At 74.5% G+C, this 21047-nt stretch carries 13 protein-coding genes and 5 pseudogenes; 10 read left to right on the top strand and 8 right to left on the bottom strand.

Annotation, left to right across the window (positions count from 1 at the left end; all coding sequences use genetic code 11):
• Window positions 1–45: 45 nt before the first annotated feature.
• Together ACY1JF_RS24885 and ACY1JF_RS24880 are read left to right on the top strand one after the other, a co-directional pair.
• Window positions 46–873, top strand: a complete 828-nt coding sequence (locus ACY1JF_RS24885; RefSeq protein WP_462707465.1) for an IclR family transcriptional regulator — start codon at window positions 46–48, stop codon at window positions 871–873.
• A gap of 56 nt (window positions 874–929) precedes the next feature.
• Window positions 930–1790 carry a fumarylacetoacetate hydrolase family protein gene (locus tag ACY1JF_RS24880; RefSeq protein WP_462707464.1) on the top strand — a complete coding sequence of 287 codons (861 nt, stop codon included), beginning with the start codon at window positions 930–932 and terminating at the stop codon, window positions 1788–1790.
• A 68-nt stretch (window positions 1791–1858) separates the two neighbouring features.
• Here ACY1JF_RS24880 and ACY1JF_RS24875 read toward each other — a convergent pair.
• Together ACY1JF_RS24875 and ACY1JF_RS24870 are read right to left on the bottom strand one after the other, a co-directional pair.
• Window positions 1859–2056, bottom strand: a pseudogene (locus tag ACY1JF_RS24875) (UTRA domain-containing protein); the annotation flags it as partial.
• A gap of 34 nt (window positions 2057–2090) precedes the next feature.
• Window positions 2091–3569: a glutamate--cysteine ligase gene (locus ACY1JF_RS24870; RefSeq protein WP_462707463.1), complete on the bottom strand. Its 1479-nt coding sequence runs from the start codon at window positions 3567–3569 to the stop codon at window positions 2091–2093.
• A 243-nt stretch (window positions 3570–3812) separates the two neighbouring features.
• Here ACY1JF_RS24870 and ACY1JF_RS24865 point away from each other — a divergent pair, with 243 nt between their 5' ends.
• On the top strand, window positions 3813–4163 hold the full coding sequence (locus ACY1JF_RS24865) for a hypothetical protein (protein ID WP_462707462.1): 351 nt from the start codon (window positions 3813–3815) through the stop codon (window positions 4161–4163).
• A 177-nt stretch (window positions 4164–4340) separates the two neighbouring features.
• Here the strand turns inward: ACY1JF_RS24865 and ACY1JF_RS24860 are convergent, their stop codons facing one another.
• Window positions 4341–4607 (bottom strand): hypothetical protein, encoded by a 267-nt coding sequence (locus ACY1JF_RS24860; protein WP_462707461.1) that lies wholly within the window; start codon window positions 4605–4607, stop codon window positions 4341–4343.
• A gap of 297 nt (window positions 4608–4904) precedes the next feature.
• Between ACY1JF_RS24860 and ACY1JF_RS24855 the strand changes: the two are divergent.
• A pseudogene (locus ACY1JF_RS24855) lies at window positions 4905–5343 on the top strand (iron-siderophore ABC transporter substrate-binding protein); the annotation flags it as partial.
• On the opposite strand, the pseudogene ACY1JF_RS24850 reads toward ACY1JF_RS24855, so the two are convergent.
• A pseudogene (locus ACY1JF_RS24850) lies at window positions 5335–9390 on the bottom strand (amino acid adenylation domain-containing protein); the annotation flags it as partial. The pseudogenes ACY1JF_RS24855 and ACY1JF_RS24850 sit on opposite strands and share 9 nt — an antisense overlap.
• Before the next feature lie 5 nt (window positions 9391–9395).
• On the opposite strand from ACY1JF_RS24850, the pseudogene ACY1JF_RS24845 reads away from it, so the two are divergent.
• The 3 genes and pseudogenes from ACY1JF_RS24845 to ACY1JF_RS24835 form a co-directional block, all read left to right on the top strand.
• Window positions 9396–10355, top strand: a pseudogene (locus ACY1JF_RS24845) (SidA/IucD/PvdA family monooxygenase); the annotation flags it as partial.
• A gap of 42 nt (window positions 10356–10397) precedes the next feature.
• Window positions 10398–10715: pseudogene (locus ACY1JF_RS24840) on the top strand (antibiotic biosynthesis monooxygenase family protein); the annotation flags it as partial.
• A gap of 1378 nt (window positions 10716–12093) precedes the next feature.
• Complete coding sequence (locus tag ACY1JF_RS24835) at window positions 12094–13005, top strand: YceI family protein (RefSeq protein WP_462707460.1); 912 nt, start codon at window positions 12094–12096, stop codon at window positions 13003–13005.
• A 163-nt stretch (window positions 13006–13168) separates the two neighbouring features.
• Here the strand turns inward: ACY1JF_RS24835 and ACY1JF_RS24830 are convergent, their stop codons facing one another.
• The 3 genes from ACY1JF_RS24830 to ACY1JF_RS24820 form a co-directional block, all read right to left on the bottom strand.
• Entirely contained in the window at window positions 13169–14725 is a 1557-nt protein-coding gene (locus ACY1JF_RS24830) for a carboxylesterase/lipase family protein (protein WP_462707459.1), read from the bottom strand.
• A 314-nt stretch (window positions 14726–15039) separates the two neighbouring features.
• On the bottom strand, window positions 15040–16008 hold the full coding sequence (locus ACY1JF_RS24825) for a threo-3-hydroxy-L-aspartate ammonia-lyase (protein ID WP_462707458.1): 969 nt from the start codon (window positions 16006–16008) through the stop codon (window positions 15040–15042).
• Between the two features lie 104 nt (window positions 16009–16112).
• Window positions 16113–16562, bottom strand: a complete 450-nt coding sequence (locus ACY1JF_RS24820) for a hypothetical protein (RefSeq protein WP_462707457.1) — start codon at window positions 16560–16562, stop codon at window positions 16113–16115.
• 933 nt (window positions 16563–17495) lie between these two features.
• On the opposite strand from ACY1JF_RS24820, the gene ACY1JF_RS24815 reads away from it, so the two are divergent.
• The 3 genes from ACY1JF_RS24815 to ACY1JF_RS24805 all read left to right on the top strand — a co-directional run bounded on the left by ACY1JF_RS24815 (window position 17496) and on the right by ACY1JF_RS24805 (window position 20012).
• Entirely contained in the window at window positions 17496–18371 is an 876-nt protein-coding gene (locus ACY1JF_RS24815) for a helix-turn-helix domain-containing protein (protein ID WP_462707456.1), read from the top strand.
• Window positions 18372–18514: 143 nt separating this feature from the next.
• Window positions 18515–19330, top strand: a complete 816-nt coding sequence (locus ACY1JF_RS24810; RefSeq protein WP_462707455.1) for an SAM-dependent methyltransferase — start codon at window positions 18515–18517, stop codon at window positions 19328–19330.
• Window positions 19331–19427: 97 nt separating this feature from the next.
• Window positions 19428–20012, top strand: a complete 585-nt coding sequence (locus ACY1JF_RS24805; RefSeq protein WP_462707454.1) for an N-acetyltransferase family protein — start codon at window positions 19428–19430, stop codon at window positions 20010–20012.
• 54 nt (window positions 20013–20066) lie between these two features.
• Here the strand turns inward: ACY1JF_RS24805 and ACY1JF_RS24800 are convergent, their stop codons facing one another.
• Complete coding sequence (locus tag ACY1JF_RS24800; protein WP_462707453.1) at window positions 20067–20837, bottom strand: class I SAM-dependent methyltransferase; 771 nt, start codon at window positions 20835–20837, stop codon at window positions 20067–20069.
• Window positions 20838–21047 lie beyond the last annotated feature (210 nt).

Here is a 21047-nt window from a genome sequence, read left to right as displayed (position 1 = left end):
GGCTCTTTTCATCAATCGGTACGACGGTCTACAGTCCGGAACACGATGGAGCTTACGCAGATCTCCGACGGGTCGTCAGATTCCGCGGGTAAGAAGGCCGCCGACCGGGGCGACGCCCACCGGCTGGTGGGGTCCGACCGGGTGCTGGCGGTGCTCAAGGAGCTCGCCCGCCATCCCGACGGCGTCGGCCTGCAGGAGATGACGCGGGTGATCGGGGCGCCGAAGCCGACGGTGCACCGGGCGCTCGGGGCGCTGCGCCGGGCCAGACTCGCCGACCAGGACAGCCGTGGCCGCTACCTGCTGGGCGACGAGTTCCTCCGGATGGCCTTCGCCCACCACGAGGCCCGCCCGGAGCACGTGCGGATCAGTCCGGTACTGGAATCCCTGGCCACCCGGTTCGGCGAGACCGCGCACTACGCCGTGCTGGACGGCCACGAGGTGGTCTACCGGGCGAAGGTGGACCCGCCCAGCGGCGCGGTGCGGCTGACCTCCACGGTGGGGGGCCGCAACCCGGCCCACTCCACCGCCGTCGGCAAACTGCTGCTCGCGCACCGGCTGCTCACCTTCGAGACGGTCAGCGACTGGGTCGGACCCGGCCCGCTCCCGGCCCGGACGCCGAGGACCCGGTGCACGGCCGAAGACCTCCATCGCGAGTTCCAGAGCATCAGACAGCACGGGTACGGCGTCGACGACCAGGAGAACGAGACGGGGGTCAACTGCGTCGCGCTCCCCGTCTACGGCACCACGCCGGCGATTCCCTCGGGCGCGATCAGCGTGAGCGCCCCGGCCTACCGCACCCCCTTGAAGACCCTGACGGACGCCTACGAGGAGATGAGGGGCCTGCTCGGCGTTCCGGGCACTCCCCCCTCCTGACCCGCTGCCCCGCAGGCTCCGTCCGAGCCGTCCCACCACCACCCTGGAGAAGTCCCGTGTTCCTCATGCGTATCGGCGCCCCCGGCGCCGAGAAGCCCGTTGTCCGGATCGACGCCGACAGCTACGTCGACGTGTCCGACGTCGTCACCGACTTCGACGAGGCCTTCTTCGGGTCCGGGGGGGTCGACCGCGTCCGTCCGCTGGTGGCCGAGCGCGCCGCGGCCGGCCGGCTGTCCCGCTTCGCCGGGGAGCGGATCGGCGCCCCGATCGCCCGGCCGCACCAGATCCTGTGCATCGGCCTCAACTACCGTGACCACGCGGCCGAGACCGGGCAGGCCGTGCCCGACGAGCCGATCCTGTTCACGAAGTCGCCCAACACCCTCGTCGGACCCAACGACGACGTGCGCATCCCCCGCGGCTCCACCAAGCCGGACTGGGAGGTGGAGCTGGGCATCGTCATCGGCCGGCGCACCAGCTACCTGGAGTCGCCCGACGAGGCCCGTGCCGCCATCGCCGGTTACCTGGTGGTCAACGACGTCAGTGAGCGGGCCTTCCAGATGGAGCGCGGCGGGCAGTGGGCGAAGGGCAAGTCCGCCGAGACCTTCAACCCCGCCGGACCGTGGCTCGCCACCCCCGACGAGATCGACGACGTCCTCGGCCTGGACATGTGGCTCGACGTCAACGGCGTGCGCCGCCAGGACGGCAGCACCAAGACGATGGTCTTCGATCCGTACTTCATCGTGCACTACCTCAGCCAGTTCCTCGTCCTCGAACCGGGCGACCTGATCAACACCGGCACCCCGCCCGGTGTCGGCATGGGCTTCGACCCGCCGGTGTGGCTGCGGCCGGGTGACGTCATGGAACTGGGCATCCAGCACCTGGGCAGCCAGCGGCAGAACGTGCTCGGTCCCCGGTGAACGACGTACCCATGCGGGGGTTCGTCCTGACGGCGCCCGGCTCCTGCGAGGTGCGGAAAGGCAAGGCGTCAGCTCCGCCGCAGCGTCGTCTCGTGGACGAAGGCTCCCTGGGCGTGCGCACTGACGCTCACCTCGAAGAGGTCACCGGCACGGTCGTAGCAGCGGCGCACGAACTCCAGTCCGGGGCTTTCGGGGGCCACTTGCAGGTGCTTTGCGGCCTCCGGCGGGACACCGACCGCCCGCACCCGCTGCACCACGCGCTCGACGGACCTGCCCGTGCGCGTCGGGCGGGCGGCGGCGTCAGTCGACCGGCCAGGTGTGCACCGGGGCGTTGAGGTGCATGTAGTCGATGTACTGCAGGGTCATCAGCCGCAGCGCCTCGTGGCGGTCGCAGTGGGCCGAGGCGCGGATGCGGTGGAACATCTCCTTCTGCCACGTCGCCCCGTTGCGGCCGGTGACACACCGCTGCTCGATGACGCCCAGCAGCGGCTCGCGCCAGGCCGCGTCCATGCCGGAGAGTTCCAGACCGTGGTGGGCCAGCGGCAGCAGCCGGCGCAGGACGAGTTCGGCGACGGGCACCTCGCCCGTCCCGGGCCAGTACAGCCGTGCCTCCATGCCGTGCCGGGCCGCGGTGTGCAGGTTCTCCTCCGCCGCCGCGAAGGACATCCGGGACCACACCGGGCGTTCCTCCTCGACCAGGGCGCGGGTCAGTCCGTAGTAGAAGGCGCCGTTGGCGACGGTGTCGGCGACGGTGGGGCCGGCCGGCAGGACCCGGTTCTCCACGCGTACGTGCGGGCGGTCGCCGGCGACGGCGTAGACGGGCCGGTTCCAGCGGTAGATGGTGCCGTTGTGCAGGGTGAGTTCGCCCAGTTCGGGGATGTCGCCGCGGTCGAGCGTCTCGGTGGGGCTCTGCTCGTCGCACAGCGGGAGCAGGGCCGGGAAGTAGCGCAGGTTCTCCTCGAAGAGGTCGAAGACGCTGGTGATCCAGCGCTCCCCGAACCAGACGCGGGGGCGGACGCCCTGCGCCTTGATCTCCTCGGGGCGGGTGTCGGTGGCCTGTTCGAAGAGGGGGACACGGGTCTCGTGCCAGAGTTCCTTGCCGAAGAGGAAGGGCGAGTTGGCCGCCAGCGCGACCTGGACACCGGCGATCGCCTGGGCCGCGTTCCAGTAGCCGGCGAACTCGTCCGGTGACACCTGGAGGTGGAACTGCGTGCTGGTGCAGGCCGCCTCCGGGGTGATGGTGTCCGCGTAGGCGCGCAGCCGGTCGACCCCGTCCACCTCGATGCGCAGGTCCTCGCCCCGGGCCGCGAAGATCTGGTCGTTGAGGAGGCGGTAGCGCGGGTTCTCCGACAGGGCGGCGTCCCCGGCGTCCTCCTGACGGAGGGTGGGGAGGATACCGGTCATGATCAACTGGGTGCCGACCGACCTGGCGCGCTCGTCGGCGTGGTTCAGCGCGGCCCGGATCTCGGACTCCCAGGCATCGGGGCCGCCCGCCGTCAGACCGCGCGGCGGGATGTTGACCTCCAGGTTGAAGCGGCCCAGCTCGGTCTCCCAGGCCGGGTCCGCGATCGCCTCCAGCACCTCGCTGTTGCGCATCGCGGGCTCGCCCCCGGCGTCGACCAGGTTCAGTTCGATCTCCAGTCCCACCTGGGGCCGCTGCGACTCGAACCGTGACTCGCGCAGCATCTGGGCGAAAACGTCGAGGCACTCCTGCATCTTGACGCGGTAGCGGCGGCGGTCCTCTCGGGTGAAGACCAGAGCCGGAACGTCCCGTCCCATCGGCTTCCTCCCGGGTTCTCCCCCCCCAGCGTGGCACCGCCGGACCACTCCCACCAGACGGGACGGGCCCGGCCGCGCGCCGCAGGCGCCGCCCGGGGCCCGCGCCGTAGGCCGTCCGGGTGACCGGCGGTCCCCGGAGCCGCCCGACGCACGCGTCCAGGACTCCTGGGCATCGTGAGCGCTTCCCGGGGCACTCTCACTGCCGGAGACACCGGACATGAACGGTGGGGATCGGAGGCTGCCATGCTGTCGTACCGTCTGGAGCACGGGGTGCTGGTCATCACGGTGGAACAGGACCCCGGGATCGGCGGCCGGGCCGCCCTGGCGAACCGGATCACGGATCTGGTCGACGCCCACCGGCCGAGCCCGGTGGTCGTCGTCATCGACGACCGGGCGGCGGGCGACGCGGCGGTCAGTGCCGTGCTCCGGGCCCATCGGTTCTGCGCCCGGCTCGGTGTCCTCATGTCCGTGGTCACCCACAGCGCGCCGCTGCGCCGTCTGCTGGAGGCCGACGGCGGCGCCTGCGGCCCGCGGCTGGTGGTGCACGCCCGCACCGACACGGCGATCACCGGCAGCTTCGCCGCGGCGGCCTGATCCGGACGGACGCCTCCGGCGGCGCGTGCGGCGCGTGCGGCGCGTGCGGGACAGTATCGCGAGGAGCGTGGCGGGTCGGCGGGTGGCGGGTGGCGGGTGGCGAGGAGCTGAGCGGCTGAACGCCGGACGCCGGGCCGCGCGCCGGCCCGGCGCGCGGCCCGGCGTCCGGCGTGGGCGTCACCGGGTGTCCCCCTGCCAGTCGAACCGCCGGCCGTCCGCCGGCCGGGGCGCGTACACGGCCCGGCCCCCGGCTCCGTACCGGCCCATCTCCGTGGGCAGCGCGACGCTTTGCGGTGCCCCGGTCCCGAACGTGCCGGTGACGTCCAGGAGCAGGCCGTCCAGCGGGCCGCCCACCAGTTGCGCGTACACACGGCCGGACCGGGGCCCGGGGTCCCCGTGCTCGGCACCGTAGACCCGGCCCCTCATGAACTCCTCCTCATCCATGACGGTCAGCCTCGCACCCGGCACTGACATCGACGCCGCCCCGCGCCCCGCGCCTTGGCGCCCCCGCCGTCGTGTCCGCCGCTGTCCCGGAGGGCTGGCCGCGCACGGCAGTTGTGGTTAGCCTTGCCTAAGTCCGTGGGTCCGGTGTCCGGGTGCTGCGACCGCCGCCCCGCGAGGGCACGCGGGGGCAGCGGATCCGCCGGGACGGGGCCGCACGGTCCGCTCCGCGTGACACCCGGCCCGGCCTCCACCAGCCCGTCGCTCCGCTCCGCCAGACCCCGAAGCGAAGAACCACCGATGTTCCGCTCCCGCAGAGCACCACGGCTCGCCGTCGCACTCGTCTGCACTCTCCTGCTCCTCACCACCGCCACGGCCTGCGGCGGGGACGACCCGGACTCCGGCGCCACGGGGTCCGGCACGGAGCCCGGCGCCTCCGGGCGGTCCGCCTTCCCGGTCACCATCGGTCACAAGTACGGTTCCACGACGATCGAGTCCGAGCCGAAGCGGATCGTCACGGTCGGTCTCACCGACCAGGGCGCGGTCCTGGCGCTCGGCGAGGTGCCGGTCGGCACCACCGAGTGGCTGGGCGGCTACCCCGGGGCCATCGGCCCGTGGGCCGAGGAGAAGCTCGGCGGGGCCGAACCCGACCGTGCTGAAGGACACCGGCACCGGACCTCAGGTGGAGCGGATCGCGGCGCTCAGGCCCGACCTGATCCTGGCGGTGTACGGCGGGCTCCGCGGCCCGGTCCAGCTTGCCGTTGGCCAGGCACGGGAAGCGCTCCAGCGGCACGACGGCGGCCGGCGCCATGTGGTCGGGCAGCCGGGCCGCGGCATGGGCGCGCAGTTCCGCCGGGGCGGCCGTGGCCACCACGTAGGCGACCAGCAGGGTGCGCGGGCCGTCCTGGCGGGCCGTCACGAGCGCTGCCGTGACGGCCGGGTGGCGGGTGAGGACGGACTCGGCCTCGGCGGGTTCGACGCGGAAGCCGCGGATCTTGAGCTGGTCGTCGGCCCGGCCGAGGAAGTCCAGGCGTCCGCCGGCCGTCCAGCGGGCCAGGTCGCCGGTGCGGTACATGCGGGTGCCCGGAGCGCCGTACGGGTCGGCGACGAAGCGTTCGGCGGTCAGCGCGGGGGCGTTCAGGTAGCCGCGGGCCAGTTGGACTCCGGACAGGTACAGCTCGCCCGGGACGCCCGGGGGGACGGGGCGCAGCGCGGCGTCCAGGACGTGGGTCCGTGTGTTCCACACCGGGCGTCCGATCGTCACGTGCGCGGTGCCCGGCTCCACCTCGGTGGCGGTGACGTCGACGGACGCCTCGGTGGGGCCGTACAGGTTGTGCAGCGCGGCGGGCAGCAGCCGGTGGAAGCGGTCGGCCACCGCGGCCGGGAGGGCCTCGCCGCTGCACAGCACCCGGCGCAGGCTCGTGCAGCGGGCGGCGGCGGGTTCCTCCAGGAACACCTGGAGCATGGACGGCACGAAGTGCGCGGTGGTGACGCCCTGTTCGCGGATCAGCGCGGCGAGGCAGGCCGGGTCCCGGTGGCCGCCGGGCTCGGCGAGCACCAGGGCGGCCCCGGTGATCAGCGGCCAGAAGAACTCCCACACCGACACGTCGAACCCGGCGGGGGTCTTCTGGAGCACCCGGTCCTCGCCGGTCAGGCGGTAGGCGTCCTGCATCCACAGCAGCCGGTTGACGATGCCCCGGTGCGGGACGACCACGCCCTTGGGGCGGCCGGTGGAGCCGGAGGTGTAGATCACGTACGCGGGGGTGGCGGGGTCGTGGGCGGTGGGCGGGTCAGCGGCCGGGCCGTCGTCGGGCAGCGCGGCGTCCACGACGCACACCGGCCGGGCCTCCGCCAGGACGAGCGCGGTCCGCCCGGCCGGCTGGTCGGGGTCGAGCGGCAGGTAGGCGCCGCCCGCGCGGTGCACGGCCAGCAGGGTGACGACCAGGTCCACGGCGCGGCAGGGCCACCGCCACCGTGTGCTCGGGCCCCACGCCCCGGCCGGCGAGCACCCGGGCCGCCCGCTCGACGCGGGCGTCCAGTTCCGCGTACGTCAGGTGCTCGGTGCCCGAGACCGGGGCGGTGGCGTCGGGGGTGCGGGCCGCCTGGGCGCGGAAGAGTTCCGGCAGGGTCGTGGGCTCGGTGGCGTGCGCGGTGGCGTTCCAGCGGGTGAGGACGAGGCCCCGCTCGTCGTCGGTGAGCGGGTCCAGGTCGCGTACGGCGGTGTCCGGTCCGGCCGCGATCTGCTCCAGGAGGCACACCAGGCGTGCGGCCAGGCGCTCGGCCGTCGTCTCGTCACAGCGGTCGAGGGCGTACTCCAGGAGCAGCGCCACGCGGTCGCGGCCCGTCTCGTCCACGGAGTGGTCCACGAAGGTGAAGTGGAGGTCGAACTTGGCCGCGCCGGTGTCCATGGCGTACCACTCGGCCGGCAGGCCCAGGACGTCCGGATCGCCGTCGGGCCGGTGGTGGCAGCCGAGCATGACCTGGAAGAGCGGGTTGCGGCCCGCCGCGCGGGGCGGGTTGACGGCCTCGACGACGTGGTCGAAGGGGAGGTCCTGGTGCTCGAACGCGGCCAGCGACGACTCCCGCACCCGGCTCAGGAGTTGACGGAACGTCAGGTCCGGTCCGGTGAGGTCCGTGCGCAGGACGAGGGTGTTGACGAAGAACCCGACGAGGTCGTTGAGGGCGTCGTCGGTGTGGAGCGGGGACCGGTGTCCGCGCGCCGGGCCAGCGCCTCGGGGGTCGGTGCCTCGAAGAGGTCCCGGATCGCCAGTTCCGCGCCCAGTTCGGTGCGGGCGCGGCTGATCAGCCGGGTGGCGAGCAGGGAGTGGCCGCCCAGGTCGAAGAAGTCGTCCTCGGCGCCGGTGCGGGGCAGCGCGAGCACCTCGGCGAACAAGCGGCACAGCACCTCCTCGGCGGGAGTGCGCGGGCCGCGTCCCCGCGTCAGGGCGACGGCGGGCTCCGGGTCGGGCAGGGCGCGGGCGTCGAGTTTGCCGTTGGCGTTCATCGGCAGCCGGGGCAGGACGACGAAGGCGGCCGGGACCATGTGGGCGGGCAGCCGCCGCCCGAGGTCGTCGCGCAGGCGCCGGACGAGGGCGCCGTGGCCCCGGGTGGCGGTGGGGGTGTTGGCGTACGGGGCCCGGCCGCGGTCGGGGCGGGGCAGGTGAAGGCCGGTCGTGCGGCGGGGGCGTTCACCGGGGACGAAGACGGCGTCGAGCAGGCCGGTCCGGTCCGACCAGGTGGTCAGGACGTGGTGGCCGTGCCGCTCGCCCAGGGCGCGCAGGTCCTCCGGGTCCACGGTCGCGGCGGGCAGCGGTGCGCTCTCGCCGTCCATGGCGCGCTGGGCGGCGAGGTCGTCGGCGGTGCGGGCGTCGGGGACGTGGCGCACGCGCAGCGGCCCGGTGCCGTCGAGGCGGGCGGCCAGGTCGTCGGGTCCGGCCCAGTCGACGGCGGGGACGGTGTCCAGCCCGGTCGCCTCGGCCGAGCCCTCGTGGAGGACGACGTCGTAGCAGTAGCGGGTCAGCTCGTTGTGGTGGCGGCCGGCCTTGACGCGCAGTTCGACGCCGGTGCCGAGGGTGGCGAGCCAGTCCGGGTCGACGAGGAGTTCCTTCTCCGGGGCGAGGCCGCGCTCCACGGCCCGGCGCAGCGTGCCGGGGTCGGCGCCGGCCTCGGCGCGGGCGCGCTGGACGCCGGTCCGCAAGACGCGGGCCTGGCGCAGGTCGCGTACGTCGCCGAGGAAGACGGCGCCGCCGGGCGTGAGCAGGTCCAGCGCGCCGCGCAGGACGCGGTGCAGGTGGTCCAGGCTCGGGAAGTACTGGACGACGGAGTTGATGACGACCGTGTCGAAGAAGCCGGCGGGCAGGCCGCCGGTGTCGTCGGCGGCCTGGCAGCGCAGGGTGACCTTGCCGGCCAGTTCCGGGTCGGCGGCGAGGTCGGCGCCGAGCTTGCCGATGACGGGGGCGGCGAAGTCCGTCGCCCAGTACGCCTCGGTGTGCGGGGCGAGCCGGGAGAGCAGCAGGCCGGAGCCGACGCCGATCTCCAGGACGCGGCGCGGGCGCAGGGCGCGGACGCGGCGCACCGTCTCCTCGCGCCATTCGCGCATGTGGTCCGCGGGGATGGGGGTGCCGTCGTAGGAGCTGTCCCAGCCGGCGAAGTCCTCGGTGTGCACGGCCGTGCCGATCTCGGTGTACTCGGCGCTGTAGATGTCCCGCCACTCGCCGATCTGCTCCCGCTCGGCCGACTCCCGTGCCCCGGTGTCCGGTTCGGCGGGGACGACGTAGCCGACCAGGCGGCGGGTGCCGGGGGCGGCGGGGTCGTCGCGGGCGAGGACGGAGGCCTGGGAGACCCCGGGGTGCTGGGTGAGGGCGGTCTCGGTCTCGCCGGGCTCGACGCGGTGGCTGCGGATCTTGACCTGGTCGTCGGTGCGGCCGAGGAAGTCCAGGTTGCCGTCGGGGCGGCGGCGGACCAGGTCGCCGGTGCGGTACACGCGCTCGCCGGGGCCGCCGTGCGGGTCGGCGACGAACCGTTCGGCGGTCAGGCCGGGCCGGTCCAGGTAGCCGCGGGCCAGGCCGGCGCCGGCGATGTACAGCTCGCCCGGCACGCCGTCGGGGACGGGACGCAGCCAGGTGTCGAGGACGTGGGCGCGGGTGGCGCGGATGGGGCGGCCGACGGTCGGGGTGGCGCTGTCGCGGGTGCCGCCGCCGAGGGTGTTGATGGTGTACTCGGCGGGCCCGTACAGGTTGTAGCCGTAGGTGCCGTCGGTGTCCCGCAGGGTGTTCCGCACCGTCTCGGTGCGCCGAGGTCGTCGCCATCCGGCCGGTCACCGAGGACGGCGAGGTCCGCTGGTTCGACGTGGTCAGCCAGGACCCGGCCGCGCCCGGCCGGCACACCGTCCGCCGTGCCCGCGCCCTGTGCGTGGCCACCGGTCTGGAGCCCCGGCTGCCGCCCGGCGCCGTCCTGTCCGACCTGGTCCGGCACAACAGCGAACTGCTCCCCCGCGTCGAGGAGCTGGTCCGCTCCGGCCGGCCGGTGCGCCGCGCGGTGGTCCTCGGCGCCGGGCAGAGCGCCGCGGAGGCCGTCGACTACCTCCACCGCAGGCTGCCGCAGGCGGAGGTCTGCTCCGTGTTCGCCAAGTACGGGTACACGCCCGCCGACGACAGCCCGTTCGCCAACCGCGTCTTCGACCCCGAGGCCGTGGACGTCTTCTACGGCGCCCCCGCCGAGGTCAGGCAGTCCCTGTTCGACTACCACCGCTCCACCGACTACTCGGTGGTCGACACCGAGTTGATCGAGTCGTTGTCCCGGACCATGTACCAGGAACGGGTGCGGGGCAGGCTGCGGCTGCGGCTGCGGCTGCGGCTGCGGCTGCGGCTGCTCAACGTCTCCCGCATCCGCGAGGTCGTCACCCGCGCCCACGACGTCCGGGTGACGGTCGAGTTCCTGCCGACCGGCGAGCGCGAACTCCTCGCCTCCGACATCCTCGTCTACGCCACGGGGTACCGTCCGCAGAGCATCGGGAACCACCTCGGCGAGATCGCCAAGCTCTGTCTGCGCGACGACGAGGACGCCCTGCGCGTCGGCCGCGACCACCGGGTGGAGACCGCGCCCGACGTCACCGCCGACGTCTACCTCCAGGGCGGCACCGAACACACCCACGGCCTCGCCCCGACCCTGCTGTCCACCACCGCCGTACGCGCCGGGGAGATCTGCGCGGCCCTGCTCGCGCGCCGCCGCGCCGATGTGCCGCGCGGGTGACCCGGACCGGCCGCGCCGACGCCGGTACGGCAGGATGGGGCCATGAGCGTAGTCAAGATCAACGTACTGACGGTCCCCGCCGAGCAGCGCGAGACGCTGGAGAAGCGCTTCGCCTCCCGGGCGCACGCCGTGGAGAACTCCGACGGCTTCGAGTGGTTCGAGCTGCTGCGCCCGGTCGAGGGCACCGACACCTACCTGGTCTACACCCGGTGGCGTGACGAGGAATCCTTCCAGGCGTGGATGGAGGGCCCGATGAAGTCGGCCCACCAGGGCGGCGGTGCCCCGGAGGGCGAGCGCCCGAAGCCCGCGGCGAGCGGCTCCACGCTGTGGTCCTTCGAGGTGGTGCAGCAGGCGGGTCCGGGCACCGGCCGGGTCCACGGCGGGGACCTGGTGCCGCCGGGCCCCGTACCGGACCGGGTCCCCCGGCCTGTCCGGCCGCCGCGTCGTCGGCGGCGACCGTCCGGGGCGTGGCGGTGCGGGGCGCCCGGCGGTTCGGCAGGCGGCGACGCGGGCGTTCTCCGCGGTGTCCCGGACCGCGACCCGCACCGCGCGGCCCCCGTGGCGCGGGGACAGCCGCGGCGGGCGGTGAGGCCCGGGCGGCCCGGGCCGGGTCCTTGGCGAGCGCCGCTCGCGCGCCGGAAGCCGGCGGGAACCGGGCGTCCGGGGCGTCGGCGACGACGATCCGGTGACACCGGTCCAGGCCGGCGAAGCCGGCCCCGGTCGCCGTGGACGGGGCGCCGTCTCCGCAGCCGGCCGGCGGGGAGGCGAAGGACATGTCCGGCCGCCGGTCCGTCCGGTCGCACGACCGGGTGACCGGGCGACCGCGGCGCGGTACCGGCCGGCCGCCGCCCGAGCCGGGCCGCTCACGCTCCCGGTCAGCGCCTCGGAGGACGGGGCTCCGCCGCGGACGGTACGGCCGACGGGGCGCGGTCCGGCGGCCAGGCGCACGGCGAGCGGACCGGCGCGGCCCACCGCGGCCGCCCGGTGACCGCCCCGGGCCGGAATCCGGCGCGGCGCCGCGTACATCAGCCGCGCCGCCGCGCCGGCCGGCCGCCGATCCGCTCCACGGCGAGCAGGCGTACCTCGAACATCCCGTCACCCGGGCCGCGTCGGCGGTTCCCCGCGCGTGAGGTACCTCTCCGGCGCGCACCGGCCCGCCCGGGGCGGCGGCACGCTGACGAGACCGGTGCGGACCGGGCCGTACGCCACGACCGGGTGGCCGCTGTCGCCGTCGAGTCCGTCGTACAGCCGTCCGGACGGATGCGGCGGACACCGGCCCGGTTCCCGCGCGTGCACCCGTGACGCGACCCGTGGATCCAGGAAAGACCCCGGCGCTCGCCCCGCGCACCCGCAGGCCACGGCCCGGCCGCCTCCTGCGGCACACCTCGGGGAACGGGTCTGTCGTCAGGAACCCTCCCCGGCCCGCCACGGGTAAGGGAGCGAACGAGAAGTGAAGGAATGGTGTGCGACTGGGAAGGAGTGATCCGTCGTGGTCATGATGTCCCCCACGGTCCCGGTCCCGGTCCCGCCGGGGATCGCCGCGACACCCCTGGAAACCGCCCTGCGTGCGCCCTTTCTCACACTGAGGCGCTCACCCAACCCCCGGCCACTTCACGATCATGAGCGGTCTACCCTGTCCCTGTCCCAGGAGCGTTGCCAGTGCACACTCTTCGCCCCTGGCACGCGCCACCCCGGCGCCCCCAGCCCCGCTCCGCGCTCCCCACGAAAGGTGGACACCATGCCCCTCGGACTGCTCCGACGCCGGCGGCACAGGAACGCCACGGCCGGTCCGAGTCTCACCCTGCCGCTGCCGGCCGGCGCGGGCGGCGTCAGCCGTACCGTGCTGGACCCGGTCGACCAGCCGCTGGCCGGCGCCGACGTCACGGTCACCGCGCTCGACACCCACCGACTCCTCGCCCGCGGCACCACCGACCCCTACGGCTTCTTCGTGGCCGCGCTGCCCCCCGGCCGTTACAGCATGCTGATCGTCGCCGAGGGCCTGGAGCCGCACCGCGAGACCATCGAGATCACCGGCGACACCCACCCCGACACCGGGCTGGTACGGCTCCACCCGGCCCAGCAGCTGGCTCTGCCGCCCGCGGGCAGCTGGATCTTCGACCCGCCCCACACCGCGATCCGGTTCATCGCCAAGCATGTCGGCATGGCCCACGTGCACGGGCGCTTCGAACGCTTCGACGGCGTCCTCCACATGGCGCCGGACATGTCCGACTCCCGGGTCCAGGTCCGGATCGACGCCGCCAGCATCACCACCGGCAACACCACCCGGGACAACCACCTCCGGTCGGCCGACTTCCTCGATGTGGAGAACTACCCGCACATCGACTTCGTCAGCACGCGCTTCGTCTACCGCGGCGGCAGCAAGTGGGTCGTCAACGGCACCCTCAGCATGCACGGGGTGAGCCGCTCGGTCGGGCTGCAGACCACCTACCTGGGCACGGTCAACGGAGGTTACGGCGAGGAGCTGCGCTGCGCGGCGCTGGCCACGGCGGAACTGCACCGGGAGGACTACACCCTCAACTGGCGCTCCATGCTGGCGCGCGGCATCGCGGTGGTGGGTCCGACCGTGCAGCTGGAACTGGACGTCCAGGCGATGTACCGCACGCACGACACCCCCATGCCTCCCGAGTAGCCCGCGCGGTGCGCCATGGACGGCGGTGACGCGGGGGCCGCAGACCACTCCACGCTCCTCCACCGGTTCGGGTCGGCCGCGGGGCCCCCGCGCGTCCCGGCGCGCACCGGCGCGCACCGGCCCGGTCCGGGACGGCGGCACCGTCCCGGACCGGGGTTCGCGGTCAGGGGGCGGGCTGGTTCCACAGGTCGCACTGGTGCCGTTCGGGGAACGTGGTCTGCGCGGTGATCCCCTCGGGGTCGAGGATCTGGACCTTCGGGAAGAGGGACCAGCGCGGAGCACCGGCGGCGTACGGGACGCCGGTCTTCGCGAAGTTGGTCCAGTAGCCGAGCATCGCGTCGGCCAGGGCGTTCTGGGCGGGGGTGCCGGTGACGCCGCCGAAGACGTACCGGATCTCGGAGCCGTGCGGGGCGCCGATCGGGAAGCTGACCGGCAGGCCGAGGTGGTCCATGGCGTGCCGGTCGGCGAACTCGTACTGGTAGGAGCGTACGTACCGGGCCATCAGGCCCGCCGTCCGGGACTGCGGGCAGGCGAACGGGGAGTCCGTGAGGATCGCGCCGAGCGCCTCGGCGGGCGTGCCGTAGTCCGACAGCGGGTAGCGGGCGAGGATCGCGTCGGCCCGGTCGCCGTAGAGGGCGCGGACCGCGGACGGGTAGCCGGCGGCGGTGAGCTGCCGGCCGGCCAGGTCGTAGGTGCCGGCCACGGTGAGGCGGCCCTCGTCGGCGGTGGTGCCCTGGAGGACGGGGACCCGGTGGAACCGTCCGCTCTCCAACGCGTCCGTCACCTGCCGGGGCAGCACGGCACCGTCGACGTTGGGTGTCCAGCGGGCGGTGGGGCTCTGCGCGGCGGCGAGCACCCGGTCGGCGGGCAGCGCGCGCAGACACGCGGCGTCCGCGCAGCCCAGCGAGTCGGCCCAGGCGGTGCCGGCCCGCTGCTGCGACTCCTGGGCGGGCAGGGTGAACCCGCAGCCCGACTGGGCGATGGCCCGGTCGAACAGGCCTGCGGCGCGCGGTGAGACCAGCTGGTGGCAGACGCTGCCGCCGCCCGCCGACTCCCCGAAGACCGTGACGTCGGCGGGGTCGCCGCCGAAGGCCGCCACGTTGTCGCGCACCCAGCGCAGCGCGGCCTGCTGGTCGAGCAGCCCGTAGTTGCCCGACACCGCCTCGGCGGACTCCCCGGCCAGGTCCGGGTGGGACAGGTAACCGAAGGCGCCCAGGCGGTAGTTGAGGGTCACGACGACCACGTCGCCGTCGGCCGCGAGGGTGCTGCCGTCGTAGAAGGCCCCGGAGCCGACGGTGAAGCCGCCGCCGTGGATCCACACCATCACCGGACGCTTGAGCGGTGACGGCCGGGCCGGGGTGTGGACGTTGAGGTAGAGGCAGTCCTCGCTGGGGGTGCCGGGTCCGGCCAGGTCGCCCCAGGGGCTGTCCGAGGCGGTCTGCATGCACGGATCACCCGGGGCGGTGGCGTCCCGGACGCCGGTCCAGCGCGCGGGCGCGGCCGGCGGGCGCCACCGGAGCGCGCCGACCGGTGGGGCGGCGTAGGGGATGCCGAGGTAGGAGTGGGCGGCCTCGCCCGCCTCACCCCGCACCTGGCCGTACCGGGTGGTGACGGTGGGTCCGTCACCGGCGGCGACGGCGGGGGCCGGTGCGGACCACAGGCCGGTGGCCAGCAGCAGGAGCGCTCCCACCCGCACTCCGATATGTCGTGTCCATGACATTATTGCGCCTCCATCAGGAGAGTTTCCCAGCAACGGTGTGCGGAGTCTCTCCCCGCCGACGGGCGGCCGGCATCGCGTGAATCACCGGTCCCGGCGCCTTCCGCCGGCCGGCTCCGCCGCGCACGCGCCCGGCACCGCCGGCGCCTGGGTCTTCGGGTACGGCCTCCGCGTGGGAGCGGCGCCCGTACGCCCGGAGCGCACGGAACCGGAGCCCACGGAAAGCGATGCGCCCGTGACCCGTCCCGCCGGTCCCGGGCGACGACCCGCGGGCCGTCGCCCGGGACGTGGCCGGCGCCGCGGACGCGGGCCCCGCGTCAGCCGCCGAGGAGCGTGCCGAACCTCACGGCGTCGACGTTGCCGCCGGAGGCGATGACGCCGATCCGCCGCGGCGGGTTCTCGACGCGTCCGGCCAGCAGGGCGGCCAGGGCGGTGGCGCCGCTGGGTTCGAGGACGATCTTCAGGCGTTCGAAGGCGAAGCGCATGGCGTGGACGATCTCGTCGTCGGTGACGAGCGCGACCGCGTCCACGAGGCGCCGGTTGACGGCGAAGGTGATCTCGCCGGGGGTGGGCAGGGCCTGGCCGTCGGCGATGGTGCGCGGGACGGGGACGGTGACGCGTTCTCCGGCGGCCAGCGAGCGCTTGGTGTCGTCACCCGCCTCGGGCTCCACACCGACGACGCGGACCCCCGGGTGCAGGGCGGTGGCGGTGACGGCGCTGCCGGCGATGAGCCCGCCGCCGCCGACGGGCACCACGAGGGCGTCCAGCAAGCCGGTGTCCTCCAGCAGTTCGAGGGCGGCGGTGCCCTGGCCCGCGATGACGTGCGGATGGTCGTAGGGCGGGATGAGGGCCAGGCCGCGGTCGCGGGCCAGGGCCTCGCCCAGCGCGACGCGGTCCTCGGTGTAGCGGTCGTAGGTGACGATCCGCGCGCCGTATCCGGCGGTGGCCTCCCGCTTGGCGCGCGGGGCGTCCTCGGGCATGAGGATCACGGCGGTGGTGCCCAGTTCGCGGGCGGTCAGGGCGGTGGCCTGGGCGTGGTTGCCGGAGGAGTAGGCGGCGATGCCCCCGGCCCGCTGCTTCGGGGGGAGCCGGGAGGCGGCGTTGTAGGCGCCGCGGAACTTGAAGGCGCCGGCCCGCTGGAAGTTCTCGCACTTGACGAACACCTCGGCGCCGACCCGGGCGTCGAGGGTGCGGGAGGTCAGCACCGGGGTGCGGTGGGCGACACCCGCGAGGCGCGCGGCGGCGTCCCGGACGTCGTCGAAGGTGACGGGCTCGGCGGCGGCCATCGTGTGTCCTTCCGGTCGGAGCGGCGGGGCGGGGTGGGGCGGGGCGCACGGTGCCGGGTGCGGGCCGGCCGTGCGGGTGCGGCGCGGGGCCCGTGGTGGCGGGGTCAGCCGGAGGCGTCCAGCCGCCAGCACGGCGGGCCGCCGGCCAGACGGCAGGTGAGGACGTAGAGGGGTATCGGCGGGGTGTACGGGGAGCCGGTGCGGGGCGCGTGGATGAGGGTGGGCCGCTCCATGCCCGGTCTCGGCCGGTGGGTGGAGGTCCAGGAGGGGTCGGCCACCCGGGCGCCGACGGCGTAGGTGGTGCCGGGCGGCCAGACCACGCCGATCTGTGAGCCGGAGGGGACGATCCACCACCAGCGCCGTTCGTCCCCGAAGACACAGCCCACGCGTGGCAGCCGGTCCAGGATGTGCTCGCCGTGCTCCCGGGGCAGTCCCACGGCGTCGCAACCGAGGTCCGCGGAGAGCCGCGCCGGTATGGGCAGGCGCTCGGCGTGTTCGGGCCGGCACTGCTGCGGGCGGGGTGCCGGGTGATCGGGGCGGATCGGTCGGTCCATGAGGCAGGGGTCCTTCGGCCGAGTGGGGGGGTGGGCCGGGCGGGGCGGCACGGGACCGCCGGCGGTGCGGGTCGGCCTCCGTTCTCAGACGGGTGCCGCCGTGCTGTCCGAGGCGGATGCCGCCGCGCTCGTGTCTGTGGCCGGGCGGACGCCGGCTTTCCCGTGTCTGCTCCCGGCGGGTGAGGCCGTGATCGGGTCCGCTCCCCTCGGGTGCCACCGGATCGGGTCCGCTCCCCTCGGACGCCACCGGATCGGGTCCGCTCTCCGGCGGGCGCCGCCCGTGCCGGTGCCGGTCCTCCGGCGGGCACCACTCACGCTCGGGTCCCTTCCCGAGCCGGCACCACCGTGCTCATGGCTGTTCTCCGCGAGGCCGGCGACGGAGCCGTGGCCGCGCCGTACGGCGGCACCGCGCGTCCTGCGGCGGGACGGGAGCGGGGAGTTCCCGGAGGCGGGCCGGTCGGGGCCGTGGGCCCGGGGAGTCGACCGCAGCGCCCGCCTCCGGGTGCGCGCGGGGAGGGGGCGTGCTCCGGTGGTCGACCGGACGCCCCGCCTCGCGCTGCCGCCCCGCGGCTCCGGCTCGGGCGGGCCGGCCGCGGGTGGCACGGCTGGGGTGACGCTCCGGTCCGGTCGTGTCCGGGCGGTGTGCCCGGCGCCCGAGAGGAAAGGGCCACGCATCGCCATCGCCTTCCGTCCGCCTTCGCACCGGGAACGCCCGGACCGCCGGCAGCCGGTGCGGCATCACCAGGTGTACGCGGCAACCGGAACGGTGACTCCACTGTGACACCTTCCGACCACGCCTCGCAACCGGCAAGTTGAAAATTGCAAGTCCCCCTGTGCATGCTGCTCCTCGCGGCACCGTGGCCGCGAGTGCCGGTGCCGCCTGTGCACATGAGACGGCGGTCCGGAGCTTTCCGAGCGAGCGAGGGAGCGGGCGTGCGGGCGGAGACCGACTGGGGCGGCGCGCCCTCCGTCCTTCGCATGATCCTCGGCAGGCAGCTGGAGGAACTGCGCTCCCGGGCCGGCCTGACCTACGAGGAGGCGGGCGACGCCATCGGGGTCAGCCACTCCACGATCCGCCGGATGGAGGCCGCCAAGGTCGCCCGGCTGCGGCTGACCGACGCCGAGAAGCTCCTCCAGGTCTACGGGGTGACCGACCAGCAGGAGATCGACACCTTCCTGAAGTCGGTCCGCGAGGCCAACAAGCGCGGTTGGTGGCACACCTACCGCGATGTCATGCCGGACTGGTACGCCGCCTACCTGAGCCTGGAGCAGGCGGCGTTGCAGATCCGGGCCTACGAGAGCGCGTTCGTCCACGGGCTGCTGCAGACCGAGGCGTACGCGCGTGCCCTGCTGAGCGCCGGCAATCCGCACGCCCCGGCCGAGGCCACCGAGCGCCGGGTGGCGCTGCGCATGCGCCGCCAGGACCTGCTCACCCGTCAGGCACCGCCCAGGGTGTGGGTGGTGATGGACGAGACGGTGCTGCGCTGGCCGGTCGGCGGGGCTGAGGTGATGCGCGCGCAGATCGGCCATCTCATCGAGGTCAACCGGCTGCCGCATGTGACGGTGCAGATCATGCCGTTCGCCGGCGGACCGCATCCCGCCATGCGGGCGGGCGCGTTCCAGCTCTTCCGGTTCCGGGCCCGGGAACTCCCCGACGTCGTCTACCTCGACGGGCTGGTGGGCGCCGTCTACCTCGACAAGGGCGACGACGTCGTGGTGTACCGGGAGGCCCTGGACCGGCTGGGCGCCCAGGCGACGCCCGCGGCCCGGACCGAGACCGTCCTCGAAGCGATCCGCAGGCAACTGTGACGGCACGCCCTCGGGGGCGCGAGGGCGAGACGGTGCGGCCGGTGCCGGGCGGGAAAGCCGGTGCCGCCGACATCCTGCCGCGAAGTGTGCTTTCTTTGTCGGGCGTTGGCCCGAACCTCACGACCGGCAGGGGAGACATGACGGTGCCCGACAACGGATGGTCCGCTGACCGCATCGACACCGCGCACGCGCACTCCGCGCGGATCTACGACTACATCCTGGGCGGCAAGGACTACTACCCGGCGGACCAGGAGGCGGGCGACGCCATGTCCCGGGAGTGGCCCGCCCTGCCCATCCACATGCGCGCCAACCGCGACTGGATGAACCGCGCCGTGCGCTGGCTCGCCGAGACAGCGGGGGTGCGCCAGTTCCTGGACATCGGCACCGGCATCCCCACCTCCCCCAACCTCCACGAGATCGCCCAGGCGGTGGCCCCCGACGCGCGGGTGGTCTACGTCGACAACGACCCCATCGTGCTCACCCTCTCCCAGGGACTGCTGGCCAGCACGCCACAGGGCAGGACGGCGTACCTGGAGGCCGACTTCCGCGACCCGGCGGCCATCCTCGACGCGCCGGAACTGCGCGAGACCCTGGACCTGACGCGGCCGGTGGCGCTGACCGTCATCGCCATCGTGCACTTCATGCTGGACGAGGACGACGCGGTGGGTGTGGTGCGCCGGCTCCTCGAACCGCTGCCGTCGGGCAGCTACCTGGCGATGTCGATCGGCACCGCGGAGTTCGCCCCGCAGGAGGTGGCGCGGGTCGCCCGTGAGTACGCGGCCCGGGACATGCCGATGCGGCTGCGCACCCTGGACGAGGCCCACACGTTCTTCGAGGGCCTGGAGCTGGTCGAACCGGGCATCGTGCAGGTGCACAAGTGGCATCCGGACGGTACCGGCGAGCAGGGCGTCCGCGACCAGGACATCGCGATGTACGGAGCGGTGGCCCGCAAGCCGTGACGCCCCCGCGGGGGGTGCGGACACCGCCCGCCCGCGGGGCCACGGGAGCGCGCCCCCGCCACGGCGGAGCACACCCCCCTCTGGCAAGCTGGCCGGTGTGACAGCACCCGAGGCAGTGCACGCCCCCGCGTTCGGTCAGATAACCCGGCCCGAGGACCTGCCGCCGGCCCTGCGCCGGGAACTGCTCGCCTGCTGGGCGGCGGTGGCCAACGCCGGCGGGGCGGTGATCCCCGCGGACTGCCCCCTGCCGCCGGTGTCCCCCTCCCAGCTCGCGCCGGCCCTGGACCGGCTCGTGCAGCGGCTCGCTCCCCGGCGGAGCCGGCTGCTGGTGGCCACCGTGGACGGCGCCCTGGCGGGCTGGCTGCTCGTCCGCCGCGAGTCGCATCCGCTGGAGGCGCACTGCGGTGTCGTCAACCACGTCCAGACCCAGGTGCCGTTGCGCGGCCTGGGCATCGGGGCGGCGCTGATGCGCCACGTACGGGACGTGGCCCGCGACGAGATGGGCCTGGAGCGGCTGAAGCTGACCGCACGGGCCGGCCTGGGGCTGGAGGTCTTCTACCGCAAGGCCGGCTGGACGGAGGTCGGCCGGTGGCCGGGGGCGCTGCGGGTGGCGCCGGGCGACGACCGCGACGAGATACTGATGGCGCTGGCCCTCCGTGAGGAGGATCCCACGGAGGGCTGAGAACCTTCGGGCCGTCAGCCCGCCGCCCGGCCCTCGCCCGTCACCGCCAGGCCCTCACCCCTTGACGGCCACCAGCACACAGCTGTCCCCGAACTGCCAGACCGGCGTGACGTGCCGGAAGCCCGCCCGGCGCAGCAGCGCGGTGTGCCGGTCCAGGGAGAGGTCCCCCGCGCCGCCGCTCCCGCCACCGGCCGGCCGGCGCCGCTCGCGCTCCGTGAACAGATCGGCCAGCTCGGGGTCGCGGGCCGCCTCGGACCACCAGGACCGCCAGTCCTCATCGGTGTGGGAACCCGTCCGCTCGGCACGGCGGCGCCCCACGAACGCGGTCAGGTCGGAGCAGGGCGTCGCCTCCGGCCGGAAGTGATCTCCGTTGACCAGGGCGCCGCCGGGACGCAGCAGGCCGGCGACGGCCCGGTAGGTGTCCAGGAGCGTGGGCTCGTCGAGGTAGTGCAGAGCCGTGGTCGAGACGGCGGCGTCCAGGCGGCGAGGCAGCTCCAGGGCTTCGGTCCAGCCCTGCGCGCCGATCACGGTGTCGACGTAGCGGGCGGCGTCCGAGTGGTGGGTACGGCCCAGTTCCAGCAGCAGCGGGTCCATGTCCACGGCGACGATCTCCGCGTCCGGCATCCGGTGGGCGAGCCGGGCGGACAGGGAGCCGGGGCCGCAGCCCAGGTCGAGCAGGAGCGGCCGGGGGCCGGCCGTCACCGTGACGTGTTCGACGACATCCGCGATCACCGTGAACCGCTCCTCGCGGTCCACCGCGTAGCGCCGCTGCTGCCGCTCCCAGCGCTCGACCCACATCGCGGCCGTTCCCATGCTCACGCCCATCTGGTCGCGCCACCTCTTCCGTCTCTCACCTGTTCACTGCCCGGGGCAGAAATCTACAGGTGGAAACGGTTATCACTTGACACCGGAGGTGGCAGCGGGCGCCCGGGCCGTTCACTCCCGTACCAGTGGGGCGCCCGCGTCCCGCCAGGCGACGATCCCGCCCGCCAGGCTCCGCACGTCCGGATGCCCCATCCGCGCCAGCGCCGCCGC

The sequence above is a fragment of the Streptomyces sp. SYSU D01066-1 genome, from assembly GCF_054956795.1.
The sequence above is the reverse complement of the archived record's forward strand: the minus strand, read 5'-3'. Positions and strand labels throughout refer to the sequence as shown.